This window comes from Streptomyces sp. NPDC025273 (assembly GCF_040638585.1).
Taxonomy (GTDB): Bacteria; Actinomycetota; Actinomycetes; order Streptomycetales; family Streptomycetaceae; genus Streptomyces; species Streptomyces cinereorectus.
Genome location: NZ_JBEZYP010000025.1, coordinates 35,112 through 54,961, shown reverse-complemented (window position 1 = coordinate 54,961; position 19,850 = coordinate 35,112). Strand labels below are relative to the sequence as shown.

Sequence of the window (19,850 nt, the reverse complement as noted above, 5' to 3'; positions counted from 1 at the left end):
GAGGCGCCCACGAAATTGCGCCGAAAATTTGCATTCCATGGCTGAATGGCAGACGCAAGCGGTCCGATCCTTGCTATTTGTATCCTGACGGTACATATCGCCACCCTTGATCGCTGTGGATCCGGGCCGGTGAGGACGCCCGGGATTCCGCCCGATATCCGGATATTACGGACCGCGTTTCCTTCTCTGTGAGCGAGGTCCAGGGCAATTCGGCAGCCGGTATGGTGCGCGCATGACGGATCGGGAGCCTGATGGGATGAGTGCGGAGCCGGATGATCGCAGAAGTGACAGCCTCATTCGCCTCAGCGAATTCCGTACGCTGTGGGCGGCTTTCGCGCAGTCGGTGCTGGGCGACCAGCTGGCGCGGGTGGCGCTGTCGCTGCTGGTCTTCGAGCGCACCGAGTCGGCCGGCTGGACCGCGGCGACCTACGCCCTGACAAGTCTGCCCGCCCTGCTGTCCGGGGTGCTCCTGACCGGGCTGGCAGACCGTTTCCCCCGGCGCACGGTCATGATCGGCTGCGACCTGGTGCGTGCCGTACTCGTCGGCCTGATGGCTCTGCCCGGTACCCCGTTGCCGCTGCTCGCCGGACTGCTGGTGCTCGCGCAGCTCGCCGAGGCCCCGTTCGGCGCCTCGCAGGGGGCCCTGATGCCGGCCGTACTCGGTGAGCGCCTGTACGAGCGGGGGCAGCGGGTCATCATGATCACGCACCAGGCCGGCCAGCTGGTCGGCTTCGCGGTCGGCGGTGTGCTCGTCGTGTGGCTGGGCAGCCACGTCTCACTGGGCCTCAACGCCGCGACGTTCCTGATCTCCGCGGTCCTGATCCGGCTGGGCGTGAAGGCGCGTCCGGTGGACGCGAGCGCCGGCGCTCGGCCGAAGCGGGTGCACACCCAGATATCGAGCGCGGCGGCCCTGATCTGGGCGGACCCCCGGCTGCGTTCCCTGGTCGCGCTCGGCTGGCTGGCGGGGTTCATCGTGCTGCCGGAGGGCCTTGCCGCTCCCTTCGCGGAGGAGGCCGGCGCGAGCGCCGCATCGGTCGGGCTGCTGCTCGCCGCGCACCCCACGGGCATGGTCCTGGGCGCCGCCCTCCTGGGGCGGGCGTCCGTCGGTGACGAGCGGCGCCGCCGGCTGCTCGGGCCGCTGGCGGTGGGCGCGAATCTTCCGCTGCTCGTCTACTGGGCGGGTCCGGGGGTGGGGATCGCCCTGCTGGTGCTGATGGTGTCGGGCATCTGCTCGGCGTACCAGATCACCGCAGGAGCCACCTTCGTGCTGCTCACCCCGGCCGGCCAGCGCGGTCAGGCGCTGGGACTCGCCCGGTCCGGGCTGACCGCCGTGCAGGGGATCGGTGTCGCGGCGGGCGGGCTGGCCGCGCAGCTGTCCGGGTCCTCGGCTGTGACGATCGGCGGGGCGGGCCTCGTCGGGACGCTCTGCGCGATCATGGTGGCGTTTTCCTGGGCGAGGGCCCGGGAGACGGGCGCCGGGACGATTCCCCTGAGCGCGTAGGACTACTGGCCGCCGATCGCGGCTAGGGTCGATGGCAGGAAACCACGAGCGATCCACAGGAGTACCCAGCGATGTCTATCGATCCGTCCTCGATTCCCAACTTCGGGGGCCAGCCCGAGCCGCAGCCGACAGGACCTGAGGGCCCCGTTGTCCCTGACCAGGACCTCGTCAAGCAGCTCCTCGAGCAGATGGAGCTGAAGTACGTCGTCGACGACGAGGGTGACCTCGCCGCGCCGTGGGAAGAGTTCCGCACGTACTTCATGTTCCGCGGCGAGGAGGAGCAGCAGGTCTTCTCGGTGCGTACGTTCTACGACCGCCCGCACGCCGTGGACCGGCGTGCCGTTCTCCTCGACGCGATCGACGACTGGAACCGCCGCACCCTGTGGCCCAAGGTCTACACGCACGCCCACGAGGGCGAGGAGGGCGCCGCGGCCTCCGTCCGGCTGATCGGTGAGGCGCAGATGCTCATCGGCACCGGCGTCAGCCTGGAGCACTTCGTCTCCTCGACGGTCAGCTGGGTGCGCGCCTCGATCGAGTTCGACAAGTGGCTCGTGGAGCACCTGGGCCTGGAGACCGGTGAGGGGAAGACCGAGGGCGGCGAGCCCACGGAAGCCTCCCCGGAGGCCTGATCCGGCCCCACCGACGCAAGCCCGGCCCGGGGCGGCGGTCATCGCGACCTCTGCCCCGGGCCGGGCTTCTCGCCGCTCCGGACGGTCTCAGCGCACCGCGAGACTCCTCAGCCGGCCGACCGCCTCGGTGAGCACCTCCGTACGCTTGCAGAACGCGAAGCGCACGAAGGGCGCGCCCTGGTCGCGGTGGTCGTAGAAGACCGCGTTCGGGACGGCGACGACCCCGCACCGTTCGGGCAGCGCCCGGCAGAACGCCAGGCCGTCGCGTTCACCCAGCGGGCGGATGTCGGTGGTGACGAAGTACGTCCCGGCCGGCCTGTAGACCTCGAAGCCGGCCTCGGTGAGGCCGCCGCTCAGCAGGTCCCGCTTGGCGCGCAGGTCCGCGCGCAGCTCGTCGAAGTAGCTGTCGGGCAGGCGCAGCGCCTCGGCGACGGCGTACTGGAGCGGCCCGCCGGAGACGTACGTCAGGAACTGCTTCGCGGAGCGGACCGCGGTGACCAGCTCCGGGCTCGCGGTGATCCAGCCGATCTTCCAGCCGGTGAACGAGAAGGTCTTGCCGGCACTGCTGACGGTGACCGTGCGCTCGCGCATGCCGGGGAAGGAGGCGAGCGGGATGTGCTCGCCCTCGAAGACCAGGTGCTCGTAGACCTCGTCGGTGACGACGAGAAGGTCGCGCTCGCACGCGAGTTCGGCGACGGCGGCCAGCTCGTCGCGGGACAGCACGGTGCCGGTGGGGTTGTGCGGGGTGTTCAGGAGGATCAGGCGGGTGCGGGGGGTGACGGCGGCACGGAGCTCGTCGAGGTCGAGCTGGTAGGCGCCGTCGTGCGGGTGGAGCGTGACGGGGACCCTGGTGCCGCCCGCCATGGCGATGCAGGCGGCGTACGAGTCGTAGTACGGCTCCAGGGCGACGACCTCGTCGCCGGGCTCCAGGAGCGCCAGCAGGGCGGCTGCGACGGCCTCCGTGGCGCCGGCGGTGACCAGGACCTCGGTGTCGGGGTCGTACGCCAGTCCGTACCGTCGGTGCTGGTGCTCCGTGATCGCGCTACGCAGCTCGGGCACGCCCGAGCCGGGCGGATACTGGTTGCCGTGGCCGGCGCGCAGGGCCCGGACCGCGGCCTCGCGGACCTCCTCGGGGCCGTCGGTGTCGGGGAAGCCCTGGCCGAGGTTGATCGATCCGGTCCGTACGGCCAGCGCCGACATCTCGGCGAAGATCGTCGTGCCGAACTCGGCGAGGCGGCGGTTGAGCAGCGGTCGTCCCTGTGTCATGGGCGCCATCCTGTGCCGAAGCTCTGGAGTTGCTCAACTCCGCTTTGGCTCGGGCGGGGCGTGGGAATCGCCCTGTCACGGAAGAAGCGGGGACCTCGCTTCGGGGGAAGAGTAAGGATGTGAGGTCGGTGGAGCTGTTCATCTTCATCGTGTTCATCGTGCTGGTGTGTGTGGGGGCGGGAGCCCTGATGTCGGGAAACCGGAAGAAGCCGACGGCGGGACGCCGCGGGCGTGGGGGGCGCCGGAGCGCGGACAGCGGCGGTTCCGGCGGTTCCGACGGCGGCAGCTGGTGGGCCGGTGACGGCGGGTCCGGCCACTCCTGCGGCGGCGGAGGCGGCTGCGGCGGCGGAGGCGGCGACTGACGGGGCCGCCGCCCTCGGACGGCGCAGGGCCATGCGCCCGTGAGGTGCCCGGGCGGGCCGAACTCCCGCCGGGCGCCTTTTTGTTGGGCCGGGCCAGAACAGATGAACCGTGCTGCCCCCGAGGGGATGGAAACCACGTCAAGTTGGGTAAATACGCTGTGAGTGCGGCGTAGTTCGTGATTCCCTCGCTGTAGCGAACCTTCAGCCCTCGGACCCGAGTTGGGCCGGATCGGGCGTTTCCCTCCCCCCATGTGCACCGCACGGGGGCGCCCCCTGCCCACGTGTCCACGTGTGTTTTGCGGAGCGGACCCATGCTCACGACCCTGCAAACTGCCTATTCCGATACCCGTGCCGCCGATCTGGCCTGGGCGCTGGGGCGGGAACCCCTTCCCGCCCTCGCCGTACTCGACCTCCAGCTGTCCGGCGCCAAGCTGCAGATGAGGCTGCTCGGCGCGTCCCACCAGGTCCTGCTGGAGGAGGAGCGCACCACGTGCTCCGAGACCGTCGCCTGCATCCCCGGCAGCAGTTCGCCCCTGCCCCTCGGTGTCGCCGAGCGGCTGGGCGACCGGGAGTACGAGTTCGCGGCCCGCGTCGAGACGCTCTCCGAGGGGTCGTTCGCGGGGCGCGCGCAGGAGCTGCTCGCACTGGTGGCCGATCATCCGCACGGTCTCGCGGGGACGTTCCCCGGCAGCCCGTACGCCTTCACCGCGATGCTGGCGCAGCGGGCCGACGGTCAGGTGCTGTGGCGCACTTGGCACGCCTACCCGCAGGAGGGCCAGTTGGTGGTGACCCGGACGCGGGTGGGTGTGCGCAGGGCGGCACCGGTTCCGTGAGCGGGTGGGAGCCCCGCGCGTGCGGTGCGGAGCGGATCGGGTCCGGTATGCGCGCGGGCGGTGTCCGGGGTGCGTTACTTACACCCTTGTGGGTGACAAGCGGCGATCTCTCCGTGACGTAGCGTTCCCTTCATGATCGACCAGCAGGTGTCGCTGCGAGGGGGCGCGGCGCGGCTTCCCGTCCGGCCGCGGACCGGCCGGCTCCTCGTGCTGGCCGCGGTCTTCGTCTGCGCCGCGTGCGGCCTGGTGTACGAGCTCGAGCTGGTCGCGCTGGCCTCGTACCTGATCGGCGACTCGGTCACGCAGGCCTCCGTCGTGCTCTCCGTGATGGTGTTCGCGATGGGCCTCGGATCACTTCTCGCGAAACGTTTACGCAGCCGTGCCGCTGTCGGTTTCGGGCTCGTCGAGGCCGCACTCGCACTCGTCGGCGGCACCTCGGCGCTCGTCCTGTACGCGTCGTTCGCCTGGCTCGGTGAGTCGCGCTACGCACTGGTCGGGTTCTCCCTCGCGATCGGGATCCTGATCGGTGCGGAGATCCCGCTGCTGATGACGCTGATCCAGCGGGTCGACCGGCAGGACGCGGGCGGGGCCGTCGCGGACCTCTTCGCCGCCGACTACGTGGGCGCGCTGGTCGGCGGGCTCGCCTTCCCGTTCCTGCTGCTGCCCATGATGGGCCAGCTCACCGGTGCGCTGTTCACCGGAGCGGTGAACGCGGCGGCGGGCGGCGCGCTGGTGCTGTGGGTGTTCCGGCGGGATCTCGGTCCCCGCTCGCGCCGGCTCCTGATCGCCGTCGACGTCACGGTGATCGCCGTGCTGGCCACGGCCACGGTCCTGGTCGACGACTTCGAGCGGGCGGCACGGCGTGCGGTGTACGGGGACGAGGTGCGGGTCGCCGTACGGACCGGGGTGCAGGAGGTCGTCCTCACCGGAGAGGGACAGGGCTCCCTCGGTCTCTACCTGGACGGCCGGCTGCGGGTCAGCTCCCGCGACGGCCACCGCTACCACGAGGCGCTGGTGCACCCCGGGATGGAGGGGCGCCGTGCGCGGGTGCTGATCCTGGGCGGCGGCGACGGGCTGGCCGCCCGCGAGGTGCTGCGCTATCCGGACGTCGGGTCCGTCGTGGTGGTCGAGCTCGATCCGGCCGTCACCCGGTTGGCCCGTACGGATCCGGCACTCTCCGGGCTCAACGGGCACGCCTACGACGATCCGCGGCTGACGGCGGTCTCCGGGGACGCGTTCAACTGGCTGCGGGTTACGCGTGACCGCTACGACGTGGTGGTCTCGGACCTGCCCGATCCGGGGATCACGGCCGGCACCAAGCTCTACTCGGCGGAGTTCTACGGGCTGGTCGCCCAGGCCCTGCGGCCGGGCGGGCGGATCGTGGTGCACGCCGGGCCGCCGGGCAGCCGGCCGGAGACGTACTGGACGGTGGAGGCGTCGATGAGGGCGGGCGGCCTGGCGACCCGTCCGTACCGCGTCGAGGGGCGTCCCACGGGCGTCGCGCCGGGCCCGCACCGGACCACGGACGCGTCGCGGGCGCCGCGTGACTGGGGGTTCGTGCTGGGCGCCCGGCACGAGGTGGGACGGCTCGGCATCGACCCCCGGGCACCGGTGCCGAGGTCGCTGGGGGAGCGGGAGCTGCTGGCGGCCGGGCGTTCGGCGGAGCGCGTACGGCTGCGGGGGGCGCTGCCCTCGACGCTGGCGCACCCGCGGTACCGGGAGGAACCGTGAGCGGACCGGGGCGGTGCGGTCCCCACGGTGTACGGGGTGTGGAAGCGCTGACGGGACGGCCGGGGCTGAGTAGGCTCGGGAGGTATGGAGCATGAGGTGTTCGTTCCGGTTCCGGTCGCGTCCCTTCGTCGGACGCTGGCTGATCCCGTGCGTGTCGCGCGCTGCGTACCGGGACTCCAACAGGACGCCGATGAGTCGGCGGGCCCGCTGGCCGGCCGGCTGAAGATCCGGATCGACGGCCACACGATCACGTACCGCGGGGCGCTGACGCTCGCCGACCGGGGAGGTGACGCCTTCTCCGTGACGGGGGAGGGTGTGGAGGCCAGGGGTACGGGCGGGGTGAAGCTGGCCCTGACCGTCGGGCTCACGGAGACGGACGGCGGCACGAGGATCGCGTACACCGGGTCGGCGAGCGGCGACGGCCGCATCGTGGACCTGGAGGACGCGGCGGCGCTCGCCGCGGCGCACCGGTTGCTGGACCGCTTCACCCAGCAGCTGGTGACGGAGTCGCTGGCCACCCGGGGCGGGGAGGAGCCCGCCTCCGCACAGGTCCCCTACACCGCTCCCGCCTCGGCTCCTGACCCGGCACCCGGGGCCGCAGTGGACGAGGTGCCGGCCGCCGACGTGCCCGACGTGCCCGACGTGCCGCCGTCCCCCGATGCCCCCTCGCCCTCCGACGCGTCGCCCGGAGACAAGGAGTCCGTGTTCGACGCTCCTGTGCCGCCGCCCTCGCTCGACCCTTCCGCGGAGCGGGAGTTCACCGTGCCGGACGCTCCGCCCGCGGAGGCCGCGCATGCCCGCCGCACGATGATCGGCCGCAGCACGGAGGAGGTCGACCACGCCCCGCCGCGCGGCCGGTACGCGCCCGTGCCCTCGCCCGAGGCGGGCGCCGCGGGCATCGCGCTGCGCTGGGCGGCCCCGGCGGCGGCCCTGGCGATCGCCTCGGCCGTGGTGGTGGGCCGGGCCTTGCGGCGCCGGAGATGAGCGGGGCCCGGGCGCCAGTAGTGTCGTGGGGTGAGCAGAGTTGCGAAGGACGTCCGGCTGACCGCCGGCGACGCCGAGTTGACCGTTGACCCCGTCCATGGCTGCCGCATCGGCAGCCTGCGGATCGGAGGCACCGAACTGCTGCGCCAGGGGGAGCGGTACGGCTGCTTCCCGATGGTGCCGTGGTGCGGCCGTACCGGGAACGGCCTGTTCCGCAGCGGCGGCGAGCTGCACCGGCTGCCGCTGAACTCCCCGCCGCACGCCATCCACGGCACCGGCCGCGACACCGCCTGGAAGCCGGCCCGGCAGGAGGAAGCGGAGGCCGCCTTCTTCTACGACCTGGCCGAGCCGTGGCCGTACGAGGGCCGGGTGACTCAGTCCTTCGAGCTGACCGAGGACTCGCTGACGCTCCGTCTCGGCGTCGAGACGTACGGGACCTCGTTCCCGGCGCAGGCCGGGTGGCACCCCTGGTTCCTCCGCAACACAGGGGGCCAGGACGTGCGGATCGGCTTCGAAGCGGCCTGGCAGGAGGAGCGCGGTGACGACCACCTGCCGACCGGTCGCCGGATCGATCCCCTGCCCGGCCCCTGGGACGACTGCTTCGGCATGCCCGAGGGCGTCGACGTGAAGCTGACCTGGCCCGAGCAGCTGGAGCTGACGGTGAAGAGCCGGGACGAGTGGGTGGTGATCTACGACGAGCAGGCGGAGGCGGTCTGTGTGGAGCCCCAGTCGGGCCCGCCGAACGGCCTGAACACCGCGCCCCGGCTGGTCACCCCGATCGAGCCGCTGGAGATCACGACGACGTGGAGCTGGGTGCGGCTCCGGCCGGCGGCACAGGCGCGGTGACGGCAGCGCTTACCCTCGTGGACATGACTGACGTACGCGCTGAGCTGCTCCAGCAGATCAAGGACAAGGCCGTGGTGCACGGCAAGGTGACCCTCTCCTCGGGTCTGGAGGCCGACTGGTACATCGACCTGCGCCGGATCACGCTGGACGGCACCGCCGCGCCGCTGGTCGGCCAGGTGATGCTCGACGCCACCGCCGAGCTGGACTACGACTGCGTCGGCGGTCTGACGCTGGGCGCCGACCCGGTCGCCACGTCGATGCTGCACGCCTCCGCGGCACGCGGGAAGAGCCTGGACGCGTTCGTCGTGCGCAAGGCACAGAAGGCCCACGGGATGCAGCGCCGGATCGAGGGGACGGACGTCAAGGGCCGTCGCTGCCTCGTCGTAGAGGACACGTCGACCACCGGCGGCTCCCCGCTGACCGCGGTCGAGGCGGTGCGTGAAGCGGGCGGCGAGGTGGTGGCCGTGGCCGTGATCGTGGAGCGCGGCGCCGCTGGGGCGATCGCCGAGGCCGGACTGCCGTATGTGAACGTGTACGGGGTTGCCGACCTCGACCTGTCCTGACCTGCTCTTTCTCGAGGGGCGGCCGGTTTCACGTGAAACCGGCCGCCCCTCGCGTCCGCCGCCACGCGTCCCGGTGGACGGGCAGGGTGGAGCCGGAGCGAGAGTCTGGGAAGATGGGGGCGACGATGACGTCGCCCCCAGGTCAGGGACCAGCACTGCACACCCGCACATCCCAAGGAGCGGACAGATGCCCATCGCAACCCCCGAGGTCTACGCCGAGATGCTCGACCGGGCGAAGGCAGGCAAGTTCGCCTACCCGGCCATCAATGTGACGTCGACCCAGACCCTGCACGCTGCGCTGCGCGGCTTCGCGGAGGCGGAGAGCGACGGCATCGTCCAGATCTCCACCGGTGGTGCCGAATTCCTGGGCGGCCAGCACAACAAGGACATGGTCACGGGCGCCGTCGCCCTGGCCGAGTTCGCGCACATCGTCGCCGCCAAGTACGGCATCACCGTGGCCCTGCACACCGACCACTGCCCCAAGGACAAGCTGGACGGGTACGTCCGCCCGCTCCTCGACGTCTCCGCCGAGCGTGTCGCCAGAGGTCTGAACCCGCTGTTCCAGTCCCACATGTGGGACGGTTCGGCCGAGACCCTCGCCGACAACCTGGCCATCGGCCAGGAGCTGCTCGCCAAGGCCGCCGCCGCCAAGATCATTCTTGAGGTCGAGATCACCCCGACCGGTGGCGAGGAGGACGGCGTCACGCACGAGATCAACGACGAGCTGTACACGACCGTCGACGACGCGCTGCGGACGGCCGAGGCGCTCGGCCTGGGCGAGAAGGGCCGCTACCTGCTGGCCGCGTCCTTCGGCAACGTCCACGGCGTCTACAAGCCGGGCAACGTCGTCCTGCGTCCCGAGCTCCTCAAGGACCTCCAGGAGGGCGTCGCCGCCAAGTACGGCCAGGCGTCCCCGTTCGACTTCGTCTTCCACGGCGGCTCCGGCTCCACGGCCGAGGAGATCGCCACCGCGCTGGAGAACGGCGTCGTGAAGATGAACCTCGACACCGACACCCAGTACGCCTTCACCCGCCCGATCGTGGACCACATGTTCCGCAACTACGACGGTGTGCTGAAGGTCGACGGCGAGGTCGGCAACAAGAAGTTCTACGACCCGCGCAGCTGGGGCAAGTCCGCCGAGGCGGGCATGGCCGCGCGCGTCACGCAGGCCTGCGCGGACCTGCGCTCCACGGGCACCAGGCTGAAGTAGGCACTTCCGCACGGACGTCCTGGGCCCGGTCCCCCTTCGGGGGTGCCGGGCCGTTCCGTGTCCGACCGACCCATGAGGGATCCGCTGTGAGCACGCGTGCGCGCTACGACTTCGACACCGTCATCGACCGCCGGGGCACCTGGTGCGTCCAGTGGGACGGGGTCGCCGACCGGTTCGGGGTGGACGGGCTGCTGCCGTTCACCATCTCCGACATGGACTTCGAGACCGCGCCCGAGGTCCTGACCGCGCTCCGGGCCCGGCTCGACCACGGGGTGCTCGGCTACACGACGTGGCAGCAGGACGACTTCCGGTCGGCGGTCGCGCACTGGTTCGCGACCCGGTACGGGACCGAGATCGACACCGGCCGGCTGGTCTACGGGCCGTCCGTGCTCAGCCAGCTCTCGCAGCTGCTGCAGATGTGGACGGCCGAGGGGGAGGGCGTGGTCGTGCACACCCCCACGTACGACGGCTTCCGGAAGGCGATCACCGGGCTCGGACGGGAGCTGCGGGGGGTGCCGGTGGGGGATGCCGGGGCGCTGGAGCGGGAGCTGGCACGGGCCGACGCGAAGGTGCTCGTGCTGTGCTCCCCGCACAACCCGACGGGGCGGGTGTGGACGGAGCCCGAGCTGCGGCAGACGGCCGCGCTCGCCCGGCGCCACGGGGTCGCGGTGATCAGTGACGAGATCCACGCGGACTTCGTGCACGACGGATACCGGCACGTGCCGTGGACGCGGGTCGGCGGTGACGGGCGCTGGGCGCTGATCAGCTCCGGGTCGAAGTCGTTCAACTTCCCGGCGCTGACCGGTTCGTACGGGATCATCGGCGATCCGGCGGACCGGGCGGAATTCCTGCGCCGGATGGAGACGGCGGAGGGGCTCGCCTCCCCGGCGGTGCTGTCACTGGCCGCGCACATCGCGGCGTACCGGGAGGGCGGTCCGTGGCTGGACGCGGTCCGGGCGTACGTCGCCGGGAACCTGGCACTGGTCGCGGAGCGTCTGGACGGGGCGTTCCCGGGGCTGGGGTGGGAACCGCCGCAGGCGGGTTACCTGGCGTGGATCGACCTGCGTCCCCTGGGGGTGGACGACGAGGCGTTGCAGCGGGTGCTCATCGAACGGGAGAAGGTCGCGGTGATGCCGGGGTCGGTGTACGGAGCGCCCGGGTTCCTCCGGCTGAACGTGGGGTGCCCGCGGAGCAAGGTGGAGGCGGGGGTGGGGGCGTTGGTGCGGGGGGTGATGGCCGTGCGGTAGGGGTGGGCGGGGTCGCAGGGTCGCGGGGCGTTGCCCCGGGCCCCTGTTCTGCCCTCGAGCGCCGGGCGGGCTTGAATGGTGCTCGGGTGGGCTTGAACTGTGCTCGGGTGGGCTCGGGCCGCCGTCGGCACCGGGCAGGCTCGCATCGTGCTCCCGGGGGTTCGGAGGTGCTTCCGGGCTTCGGGCGGGTGATGCTGGCCCGTATGAACGACGACGCGGCCGGCGGTGGGATCCGGGTTGCCTCGGCCACCGGGCGGTGGGTCGTGCTGACCACGGTGCTCGGGTCGAGCATGGCCCTGCTCGACTCCACGGTCATCAACGTCGCCCTTCCCCGCATCGGGCAGGACCTCGGTACCGACCTGGCCGCCCTCCAGTGGACCGTCAACGCGTACATGCTCACGCTGGCCGGGCTGATCCTGCTCGGCGGTGCGCTCGGGGACCGGTTCGGCAGACGCCGGGTGTTCGTGGTGGGGGTGGTCTGGTTCGCCGTGGCCTCCCTGCTCTGCGGGCTGGCCCCGAACGCGGGCGTCCTCGTCGTGGCCCGCGCCCTCCAGGGCATCGGCGGGGCCCTGCTCACGCCCGGTTCCCTCGCGCTGATCCAGGCGAGCTTCCACCCGGACGACCGGGCCCGCGCCGTGGGGCTCTGGTCCGGGCTCGGCGGGGTCGGGGCCGCGATCGGACCGTTCGTCGGTGGCTGGCTCGTCGACGGACCCGGCTGGCGCTGGGTGTTCCTGCTCAACCTCCCGCTCGCCGCCGTCTGCGTGCCCGTCGCCCTCCGGCACGTACCGGAGTCCCGGGACCCGGACGCGCACGGCCGCTTCGACGTGCTCGGGGCCGCGCTCGCCGCCCTCGCGCTCGCCCTCGTCACGTACGCCCTGATCGAGGTGCCGGAGCAGGGCGCGTCCGTGCCGGTCGTCGGGGCGGCGCTCGGCGGTGTGCTGCTCGGCGTGGCCTTCGTGCGGGTGGAGCGGCGCCGGGCCGACCCCATGGTGCCGCCGTCGATCTTCGCGTCCCGGCAGTTCACCGCCGTCAACATCGTCACGTTCTGTGTGTACGCGGCCCTCGGCGGCTTCTTCTTCCTCTCCGCGATCCAGCTCCAGGTCGTGGCCGGCTACTCGGCCCTCGGCGCGGGCACCGCGCTCCTGCCGACCACGGTGCTGATGCTGCTCTTCTCCGCGTCCGCCGGTGACCTCGGCCGGCGGATCGGGCCCCGCATCCCGCTGACCGTGGGTCCGCTGCTGGCCGCCGCCGGGATGCTGCTGATGCTGCGGGTCGGCCCGGACGCCTCGTACGCGCGGGACGTGCTGCCCGCCGTCCTGGTGCTGGGCCTCGGCATGGTCACCCTCGTGGCGCCGCTCACCGCGACGGTGCTGGCCGCCGTCGACACCGGGCGGGCCGGGCTCGCCAGCGGCATCAACAACGCGGCGGCGCGGGCCGCCGGCCTGCTCGCGGTGGCCACGCTGCCGCTGCTGGCCGGGATGGGCCCGGAGGCGTACCGCGACGCCGGGGAGTTCGCCTCGACCTTCCGCAGGGCGATGCCGATGTGCGCCGGGCTGCTGGTGGCGGGCGCGGTGATCGCCTGGTGGACCGTACGGGCCTCCCCTCAGGCCGCGCGGGAGCCCCGCCCCGAGTGCGCGGTGCACTGCGGGGTCACGGCCCCGCCCTTGGAGCCGGAGCCCGGACCCAGGCACACTTGAGCCATGTCCATCCACGAGAACCTGCTCGGGGGCCCTGCCCCGACCCACCTGCCCGACGACCCGGAGCCGCGCGAGCTGCTCGCCGGCGGCACGCCGCCCGCCGACGTCGCGGCCAAGTACCCCACGTCCTCGCTGGCCTGGGCGCAGCTCGCCGACGAGGCGTACGAGGGCGGCCGGGTCATCGAGTCGTACGCGTACGCCCGTACCGGCTACCACCGCGGCCTCGACGCCCTGCGCCGGGCGGGCTGGAAGGGCCACGGCCCCGTCCCGTTCGAGCACGAGCCGAACCGCGGCTTCCTGCGCGCCCTGCACGCCCTGGCACGCGCCGCGCAGGCGATCGGCGAGCAGGAGGAGTACGAGCGCTGCTCGTCCTTCCTGCGTGACTCCTCGCAGACCGCCGCCGACATCCTGGGCTGAGCCCGTCTTCCCGGGCCCCGCAGGCACGCACCGTCGCCTGCGGGGCCCGAGGCGTCCCGCGCCGCTCCGGTCTAGGATGCGGGCAGGGGACCGGAGCTCCACCACCTCAGAGGAAGGGGCGGACCGCTACCCGGAAGCTCGTGTCGAGGAGACAGCGATGTCTACGATCCACCCCGACCCCGAAGCCACCGGTGCGGACACCCCGCACCTGGACTTCGCGGGAACGACTCCGTACGAGGACTACGTCCAGGCGGATGTCCTGACCCACCTCCAGCACCTGCGCTCGGACGATCCCGGTGAGATGGTCTTCCTGGTCACCACCCAGGTCATGGAGCTGTGGTTCACGGTCATCGTCCATGAGTGGGAGACGGCGACGCACGCCCTGCGTGAGGACCGCATACCGGTCGCCCGCGACGCCCTGAAGCGCTCGCTGCGGGAGCTGGAGGCGCTGAACGCCTCCTGGAGGCCGCTGGCCGGTCTCACCCCCGCCCAGTTCAACTCCTACCGCGGCTCGCTCGGCGAGGGCTCCGGTTTCCAGTCGGCGATGTACCGGCGGATGGAATTCCTGCTCGGTGACAAGTCCGCCTCCATGCTCGTGCCGCACCGAGGCGCTCCGCGGGTCCACGCCGAGCTCGAGAAGGCGCTCCACGAACCCGGCCTGTACGACGAGACGCTCGCCCTGCTCGCCCGGCGCGGCCACGCCGTGCCGCAGTCGGTGCTCGGCCGTGACCTGTCGAAGAAGTACGAACCGTCCCCCGAGGTCGAGGCCGTCTGGGCGGAGATCTACGCCAACCCGGACCAGAACGACGAGCTCGTGCGGCTCGGCGAGGTGCTGACCGACGTCGGCGAGCTCGTGTGGCGCTGGCGCAACGACCATCTCACGGCCACCCGGCGGGCGATGGGCTCGAAGACCGGCACCGGGGGGTCGGCCGGGGTCGCCTGGCTGGAGAAGCGGGCCACCAAGAGCGTGTTCCCCGAGCTGTGGACGGCGCGCAGCCATGTCTGACCTCCAGGAGCGCGCGAAGGCGCTCGACGCCGCCGACGAACTGGCCGGACTCCGGGACCTGTTCGTCCTCGACGACACCGTCTACCTCGACGGCAACTCGCTGGGCGCACTGCCCCGCCACGTCCCCGCCCGCATGCAGGACGTCATCACCCGCGAGTGGGGCGCGCTGCGCATCCGCTCCTGGGACGAGAGCGGCTGGTGGACCGCGCCCGAGCGGATCGGCGACCGGATCGCCCCGCTGGTGGGGGCCGCCGCCGGGCAGATCGTGGTGGGCGACTCCACCAGTGTGAACGTCTTCAAGGCCGTGGTCGCCGCGAGCCGGCTGGCAGCCGAGGGGCGCGACGAGATCCTGGTCGACGCCACGACGTTCCCCACGGACGGGTACCTCGCCGGGTCCGCGGCCCGGATGACGGGCCGCCGCATCGTCCCGGTCGCCCCCGCCGACGTGCCGGCCGCCCTCGGGCCCCGTACCGCGGTCGTCCTCCTCAACCACGTCGACTACCGCACCGGCAGGCTCCACGACCTGCCCGGCCTCACCGCCGCCGTCCGCGGAGCGGGCGCCGTCTCCGTCTGGGACCTGTGCCACAGCGCGGGCGCGCTGCCGGTCGGCCTCGACGCGCACGGTGTGGACCTGGCCGTCGGATGCACGTACAAGTACCTCAACGGCGGGCCCGGTTCGCCCGCCTACCTGTACGTCGCCGAGCGTCACCAGGCGGCCTTCGACTCGCCCCTGCCCGGCTGGACGTCGCACGCGGACCCGTTCGGGATGACCCCCGGATACGTTCCCGCGGACGGCTCCGTACGGGGCCGGGTCGGCACCCCGGACATCCTGTCCATGCTGGCCCTGGAAGCGTCGCTGGACGTGTGGGAGGGCGTCGCGGTGGAGGCCGTGCGCGCCAAGTCCCTGGCGCTGACGGACTTCTTCCTGGAGTGCGTCGCCGCTTACGTCCCCGAGGGCCGGGTCACCCCGGTCACCCCGGCCGCCCACGCGGAGCGCGGCAGCCAGGTCTCGCTGCGGTGCGGGAACGCGGACGAGACGGAGCCGGTGATGCGCGCGCTCATCGCACGCGGGGTGGTCGGCGACCTGCGCCGCCCGGACGTGCTCCGCTTCGGCTTCACCCCGCTGTACGTCGGGTTCGCCGACGCGGAACGGGCCGCACGCGTCCTCGGCGAGGTGCTGACGCCGTAGGGGCCTCCCGCTCCGGACGGGCCCGGTTTCCGGACCGGGCCCGTTCATCCCCGGCGCCGTGCGCCCCCTCGGGGCTTGATCGGTGACGGTCCGTCCGATGACCCTGCGCCGTACTGATACCGTCCCCGCAGGTCGGTCCAGTCGGGCATATGCGTAGGACGGTGGGAGCAGCATGTCGGATTCTGCCGCGCGTGATCGTGACGCCGCCGAGACCGGGTCGGCGTTCGCGCACCCGGCGGTCGCCCCCGATCGGTCCGCCGCCTACGGCAGCCACCCCGACCAGGTGATCGACTTCTTCGCCCCGCGAGACGGCCGGGACCGTGCGCCGCTCGTGGTCGTCCTGCACGGCGGTGCCTGGCGGGCACCGTACGACCGGCAGCACGTGTCGCCGTTCGCGGACTTCCTGGCCCGGCGCGGATTCGCCGTGGCCAGCGTCGAGTACCGGCGTGGCGGCGAGATCCCGCAGCAGGGCGGGGCCGGACCCGTGGCGGGACGCTGGCCCGAGACGTTCGACGACGTGGCCGCCGCGATGGACGCCCTGCCGGAGCTGGCCGCCCGCGAACTGCCCGGGGCGGACGTGCGCAGGACCGTGGTCACCGGGCACTCGGCCGGCGGCCAGCTGGCGCTGTGGGCCGCCGCCCGGCATGTGCTTCCGCCCGGTTCGCCGTGGCGGCTGCCCGCGCCGCCGCCGCTGCGCGGGGTGGTGGCACTGGCGCCGATCGGTGACTTCGCGAGCGCGGTCGAGCTGGACGTCTGCTCCGGGGCCGTGCGGCAACTCCTGGGCGGCGAGGAGCACGTCGGGGCGCGCGGTGCCCTCGCCGATCCGGCCGTGCTGCTCCCGACCGGGATCGCGACGGCCGTCGTCCAGGGCGTCGACGACCTCACCGTGCCCCAGGCCGTCACCGACGCGTTCGTGGACGCCGCGGCGAGGGCCGGGGAGATGGTGGGACTGACACTGCTGGACGGGGTCGGGCACTTCCCGCTGATCGACCCCTCGGCGGACGCCTGCGCCGTGGTGGCCGAGGAGATCGCCCAGCTGGCCTGGTAGGTAGTACTTGCGACGGACGGCACAGGATCCGTATCACTGCTGACGACCCCGGCCGCCCCGCCGCCTACCTTGGGGAGCGTGACCGAGACCAAGACCAGAAGCCCGGAATTCCGGCTGGCCGCAGGGGCGATAGGCGGCCTGCGGCAGGACCTCTTCCACGATGTGTTCGCCTACCGCCCGCTGGACCCGCTGGGGGACGGCGGTCCGGTGATCAGGAGGCTGCCGGCGTCGATCAGGAAGCGGGTGGTCTGGGCACCGCACGCGGTGGTCGGGGCGGTCGCGCTGATCTCGGTGCTGGTGGGCGTCTTCGACGCGAACACCTACTCGGTCTTCGGGATCGCGACGTTCATCACCGGCTTCGTGCCGGCCGCCGCGCTCATGATGACTCTGGTCCGCCCGGTGCTCGCGTTCTGGGTGTCGATCGCGAGCACCCCGGTGGTGGCGGCCGCGGGCAGCGGGGACGACTGGCCGTGGGGGCCGAACGCCTTCGTCTGCCATCTGGGCGTGCTGATCGTCGTCGCGGCGAGGACCCGGCCGCGCACCGCCGCCTGGATGTGGCTGATCACCCTGCTCGTCGGGAGCTTCCTGGGCAATGTGGGCCCCGGCTTCTCCAACACCGCGCCGATGGCGGTCGCCTCCGCGTTCGCCCTGCTCCTGGTCACCGTGGTGCAGGTCCGCCGCGAGGCCGAGCGCGAGGTGACCGTGCAGCGCACCGTCACCGCCGTCGAACGCGACCGGCGCACGCTCCTGGAGGAGCGCACCACCATCGCGCGTGAGCTGCACGACGTCGTCGCCCACCACATGTCCGTCGTCGCCATCCAGGCCGAGGCCGCCCCCTACCGGGTGGAGAATCCGCCGCCCGAGCTGGAGCAGGCGTTCGTCACCATCCGGGAGAACGCCGTCGCCGCGCTCACCGAGCTGCGCCGTGTACTCGGCGTCGTACGGGCGGAGGACTACGAGGCGCCGGACGCCCCGCAGCCCACCCTCGCCGAGATCGACCGGCTGCTGGACAACGTCCGGGAGACGGGCCTGGAGACGGAGAAGACGGTCACCGGGGCGGTGCGGGAGCTTCCCCAGGGCGTCGAGCTGTCGGCCTACCGGATCGTCCAGGAGGCGCTCAGCAACACGCTCCGGCACGCACCCGGCGCCTGCGCCAAGGTGGAGATCGGGTACGTGCTCGGCGGACTCGGGCTGCGGGTCGTCAACGGGCCCGCGCGGGGCCTCGTCAAGCCCTCACCCGGGGCCGGTCACGGCATCACGGGGATGCGGGAGCGGGTCCAGATGCTGAACGGTGAGATGACGGCCGGGCCGACGGAGGACGGCGGCTACGAGGTCGTGGTGTTCCTGCCCGTGCCCGCGGCGCACAACGGTGCGGAGGAGGGGGCATGAGCGAGTCCACCATCCGGGTGCTGATCGTCGACGACCAGATGATGGTCCGCGAGGGGTTCTCCGTCCTGCTCAACGCGATGCCCGGCATCGAGGTCGTCGGCGAGGCCGTCGACGGCCGGCAGGCCGTGGCGCAGGTCGCCGCCCTGCGGCCCGACGTGGTGCTGATGGACATCCGGATGCCGGAGCTCAACGGCATCGAGGCCACCCGCGAGATCGTCGCCGCCGACGCGGACGCCAAGGTGCTCGTCCTGACCACGTTCGACCTCGACGAGTACGTGTACCAGGCGCTGCGGGCCGGGGCCTCCGGCTTCCTGCTGAAGGACGCGTCCGCGCGCCAACTCGCCGACGGGGTGAGGGTGGTGGCGTCCGGGGAGGCGCTGCTCGCACCGACCGTGACCCGGCGGCTGATCACCGAGTTCGCCAAGCTCGCCGAGGCGCCCAGGCCGCCCGCCATGGCCCGGATCGGCGATCTCACCGAGCGCGAGACGGAGGTGCTCGTACTGATCGCCCAGGGGCTGTCGAATCTGGAGATCGCCTCCCACCTGGTCGTCGCGGAGTCCACCATCAAGACGCATGTGAGCCGCGTCCTGGTGAAGCTCGGGCTGCGCGACCGGACCCAGGCGGCCGTGTTCGCCTACGAGGCCCGGCTGGTCACGCCCGGGTAGCGTCGGCCCATGCACGTGTCCTTCGACCCCTGGTCCCCGGCGTTCGTCGCCGACCCGTACCCCGCCTACGCCGCGCTGCGCGCCACCGGCAGGGCGCACTACTTCGAGCCGACCCGGCAGTGGCTGATCCCGCACTACGCCGAGGTGTCCGGGCTGCTGCGCGACCGGCGGCTGGGCCGGACGTATCTGCACCGCTTCACCCACGAGGAGTTCGGCCTCGCCGCCCCGCCCGCCGCCCACGAGCCGTTCCACACGCTCAACGGGCAGGGGATCCTCGACCTGGAGGCCCCCGACCACACCCGGATCAGGCGGCTGGTGACCAAGGCCTTCACCCCGCGGACGGTCGAGAGACTCGCGCCGGCCGTGCAGCGGCTGGCCGCCGGGCTCGTCGAGGACTTCGTCGCGGCGGGCGGCGGCGACCTGCTCACCGCGGTCGCCGAGCCGCTGCCCGTGGCGGTCATCGCCGAGATGCTCGGCGTCCCGGAGTCCGAACGGGCACTGCTGCGGCCCTGGTCGGCGGCGATCTGCGGGATGTTCGAGCTGAACCCGCCGGAGGAGGTGGCGCGGGCGGCGGTCCGGGCGTCGGTCGAATTCTCCGCGTACCTCCGCGGGCTGATCGCCGCCCGGCGGGCCGATCCCGGCACGGACCTGATCTCCGCGCTCATCGCCGCCCACGACGGCGGTGTCCGGCTGACCGAGCAGGAGATGATCTCCACGTGCGTCCTCCTGCTGAACGCCGGCCACGAGGCGACGGTCAACGCCACCGTCAACGGCTGGTGGACGCTCTTCAGGCACCCGGAGCAGCTGGCCGCGCTGCGTGCCGACCACGGACTGCTGCCGACCGCCGTGGAGGAACTGCTGCGGTACGACACCCCGGTGCCGATGTTCGCGCGCTGGGTCCTGGACGACATCGAGGTCGACGGCACCGTCATCCCGCGCGGTTCGCAGGTCGCCCTGCTCTTCGGGTCGGCCAACCGGGATGCGGAGCGCTTCACCGGCGCCGGGACGCTGGACCTCTCCCGTGCGGACAACCCGCACATCTCGTTCGGGGCGGGCATCCACTACTGCCTCGGAGCGCCGCTGGCCCGCCTCGAACTGGCCGCCTCGTTCGGCGAGCTGCTGCGCAGGGCGCCCGGCATGCGGCTGGTCGCGGAGCCTGAGTGGAATCCGGGGTACGTGATCCGGGGGCTGCGGGGACTGCGGGTGGAGATCTGAGCCGACGGTCCCGGAGAGCCGCACGGAGTCCGGGGCCGGATGTCCCGTTTCC

The 19,850-nt window shown here is 72.5% G+C and carries 19 protein-coding genes; 18 read left to right on the top strand and 1 reads right to left on the bottom strand.

The features are described 5' to 3' along the window. Positions 1-256 precede the first annotated feature (256 nt). The gene (locus AB0F38_RS29060; protein ID WP_361899595.1) at positions 257-1,501 is read left to right on the top strand and encodes an MFS transporter; all 1,245 of its coding nucleotides are present in this window, start codon (positions 257-259) and stop codon (positions 1,499-1,501) included. 71 nt (positions 1,502-1,572) lie between these two features. Next, positions 1,573-2,130, top strand: coding sequence for a YbjN domain-containing protein (locus AB0F38_RS29055; protein ID WP_361899592.1), 558 nt, complete (start codon positions 1,573-1,575; stop codon positions 2,128-2,130). Positions 2,131-2,217: 87 nt separating this feature from the next. On the opposite strand, the gene AB0F38_RS29050 is transcribed toward AB0F38_RS29055, so the two are convergent. Beyond that, the gene (locus tag AB0F38_RS29050; RefSeq protein WP_361899589.1) at positions 2,218-3,396 is read right to left on the bottom strand and encodes a pyridoxal phosphate-dependent aminotransferase; all 1,179 of its coding nucleotides are present in this window, start codon (positions 3,394-3,396) and stop codon (positions 2,218-2,220) included. Between the two features lie 128 nt (positions 3,397-3,524). On the opposite strand from AB0F38_RS29050, the gene AB0F38_RS29045 reads away from it, so the two are divergent. The 16 genes from AB0F38_RS29045 to AB0F38_RS28970 all read left to right on the top strand — a co-directional run bounded on the left by AB0F38_RS29045 (position 3,525) and on the right by AB0F38_RS28970 (position 19,798). Continuing rightward, positions 3,525-3,758 (top strand): hypothetical protein, encoded by a 234-nt coding sequence (locus AB0F38_RS29045; RefSeq protein ID WP_361899586.1) that lies wholly within the window; start codon positions 3,525-3,527, stop codon positions 3,756-3,758. Positions 3,759-4,069: 311 nt separating this feature from the next. Continuing rightward, the gene (locus AB0F38_RS29040) at positions 4,070-4,591 is read left to right on the top strand and encodes a DUF2617 family protein (protein ID WP_361899583.1); all 522 of its coding nucleotides are present in this window, start codon (positions 4,070-4,072) and stop codon (positions 4,589-4,591) included. 132 nt (positions 4,592-4,723) lie between these two features. Beyond that, a complete protein-coding gene (locus tag AB0F38_RS29035; protein WP_361899580.1) occupies positions 4,724-6,322 on the top strand; it encodes a polyamine aminopropyltransferase in 1,599 nt (532 codons plus the stop codon). An 84-nt stretch (positions 6,323-6,406) separates the two neighbouring features. Further along, positions 6,407-7,306, top strand: a complete 900-nt coding sequence (locus AB0F38_RS29030) for an SRPBCC domain-containing protein (protein ID WP_361899577.1) — start codon at positions 6,407-6,409, stop codon at positions 7,304-7,306. 30 nt (positions 7,307-7,336) lie between these two features. Beyond that, positions 7,337-8,152, top strand: coding sequence for an aldose 1-epimerase (locus AB0F38_RS29025; protein WP_361899574.1), 816 nt, complete (start codon positions 7,337-7,339; stop codon positions 8,150-8,152). Positions 8,153-8,175: 23 nt separating this feature from the next. Continuing rightward, positions 8,176-8,715 (top strand): orotate phosphoribosyltransferase, encoded by a 540-nt coding sequence (pyrE, locus tag AB0F38_RS29020; protein WP_361899571.1) that lies wholly within the window; start codon positions 8,176-8,178, stop codon positions 8,713-8,715. Positions 8,716-8,902: 187 nt separating this feature from the next. After that, entirely contained in the window at positions 8,903-9,925 is a 1,023-nt protein-coding gene (gene fbaA, locus AB0F38_RS29015) for a class II fructose-bisphosphate aldolase (RefSeq protein ID WP_361899569.1), read from the top strand. Positions 9,926-10,011: 86 nt separating this feature from the next. Then, the gene (locus AB0F38_RS29010) at positions 10,012-11,172 is read left to right on the top strand and encodes a MalY/PatB family protein (RefSeq protein WP_361899566.1); all 1,161 of its coding nucleotides are present in this window, start codon (positions 10,012-10,014) and stop codon (positions 11,170-11,172) included. A gap of 203 nt (positions 11,173-11,375) precedes the next feature. Further along, positions 11,376-12,869, top strand: a complete 1,494-nt coding sequence (locus AB0F38_RS29005) for an MFS transporter (protein ID WP_361899563.1) — start codon at positions 11,376-11,378, stop codon at positions 12,867-12,869. 3 nt (positions 12,870-12,872) lie between these two features. Further along, positions 12,873-13,286 (top strand): DUF3151 domain-containing protein, encoded by a 414-nt coding sequence (locus AB0F38_RS29000; RefSeq protein WP_361899560.1) that lies wholly within the window; start codon positions 12,873-12,875, stop codon positions 13,284-13,286. A 157-nt stretch (positions 13,287-13,443) separates the two neighbouring features. Continuing rightward, positions 13,444-14,292 (top strand): tryptophan 2,3-dioxygenase family protein, encoded by an 849-nt coding sequence (locus AB0F38_RS28995; RefSeq protein ID WP_361899557.1) that lies wholly within the window; start codon positions 13,444-13,446, stop codon positions 14,290-14,292. Next, entirely contained in the window at positions 14,285-15,481 is a 1,197-nt protein-coding gene (gene kynU, locus AB0F38_RS28990; RefSeq protein WP_361899554.1) for a kynureninase, read from the top strand. The genes AB0F38_RS28995 and kynU overlap by 8 nt, the downstream gene beginning before the upstream one ends. Positions 15,482-15,653: 172 nt before the next feature. Next, on the top strand, positions 15,654-16,529 hold the full coding sequence (locus AB0F38_RS28985) for an alpha/beta hydrolase (RefSeq protein ID WP_361899552.1): 876 nt from the start codon (positions 15,654-15,656) through the stop codon (positions 16,527-16,529). Positions 16,530-16,607: 78 nt separating this feature from the next. Further along, positions 16,608-17,918: a histidine kinase gene (locus AB0F38_RS28980; protein WP_361899549.1), complete on the top strand. Its 1,311-nt coding sequence runs from the start codon at positions 16,608-16,610 to the stop codon at positions 17,916-17,918. Next, the gene (locus tag AB0F38_RS28975) at positions 17,915-18,583 is read left to right on the top strand and encodes a response regulator transcription factor (protein WP_361899546.1); all 669 of its coding nucleotides are present in this window, start codon (positions 17,915-17,917) and stop codon (positions 18,581-18,583) included. The genes AB0F38_RS28980 and AB0F38_RS28975 overlap by 4 nt, the downstream gene beginning before the upstream one ends. Positions 18,584-18,592: 9 nt before the next feature. Further along, positions 18,593-19,798 (top strand): cytochrome P450, encoded by a 1,206-nt coding sequence (locus tag AB0F38_RS28970; RefSeq protein WP_361899543.1) that lies wholly within the window; start codon positions 18,593-18,595, stop codon positions 19,796-19,798. Positions 19,799-19,850: the final 52 nt, after the last annotated feature.

Bases quoted from the DNA above. Each gene is read 5' to 3' on its own strand.
- AB0F38_RS29005 (WP_361899563.1), top strand. From the start codon at position 11,376: ATGAACGACGACGCGGCCGGCGGTGGGATCCGGGTTGCCTCGGCCACC.
- AB0F38_RS29060 (WP_361899595.1), top strand. From the start codon at position 257: ATGAGTGCGGAGCCGGATGATCGCAGAAGTGACAGCCTCATTCGCCTC.
- AB0F38_RS29050 (WP_361899589.1), bottom strand. From the start codon at position 3,396: ATGACACAGGGACGACCGCTGCTCAACCGCCGCCTCGCCGAGTTCGGC.
- AB0F38_RS29055 (WP_361899592.1), top strand. From the start codon at position 1,573: ATGTCTATCGATCCGTCCTCGATTCCCAACTTCGGGGGCCAGCCCGAG.
- AB0F38_RS29040 (WP_361899583.1), top strand. From the start codon at position 4,070: ATGCTCACGACCCTGCAAACTGCCTATTCCGATACCCGTGCCGCCGAT.
- AB0F38_RS29030 (WP_361899577.1), top strand. From the start codon at position 6,407: ATGGAGCATGAGGTGTTCGTTCCGGTTCCGGTCGCGTCCCTTCGTCGG.
- AB0F38_RS29000 (WP_361899560.1), top strand. From the start codon at position 12,873: ATGTCCATCCACGAGAACCTGCTCGGGGGCCCTGCCCCGACCCACCTG.
- pyrE (WP_361899571.1), top strand. From the start codon at position 8,176: ATGACTGACGTACGCGCTGAGCTGCTCCAGCAGATCAAGGACAAGGCC.
- kynU (WP_361899554.1), top strand. From the start codon at position 14,285: ATGTCTGACCTCCAGGAGCGCGCGAAGGCGCTCGACGCCGCCGACGAA.
- AB0F38_RS28975 (WP_361899546.1), top strand. From the start codon at position 17,915: ATGAGCGAGTCCACCATCCGGGTGCTGATCGTCGACGACCAGATGATG.
- AB0F38_RS29035 (WP_361899580.1), top strand. From the start codon at position 4,724: ATGATCGACCAGCAGGTGTCGCTGCGAGGGGGCGCGGCGCGGCTTCCC.
- AB0F38_RS28995 (WP_361899557.1), top strand. From the start codon at position 13,444: ATGTCTACGATCCACCCCGACCCCGAAGCCACCGGTGCGGACACCCCG.
- AB0F38_RS28970 (WP_361899543.1), top strand. From the start codon at position 18,593: ATGCACGTGTCCTTCGACCCCTGGTCCCCGGCGTTCGTCGCCGACCCG.
- AB0F38_RS28985 (WP_361899552.1), top strand. From the start codon at position 15,654: ATGTCGGATTCTGCCGCGCGTGATCGTGACGCCGCCGAGACCGGGTCG.
- fbaA (WP_361899569.1), top strand. From the start codon at position 8,903: ATGCCCATCGCAACCCCCGAGGTCTACGCCGAGATGCTCGACCGGGCG.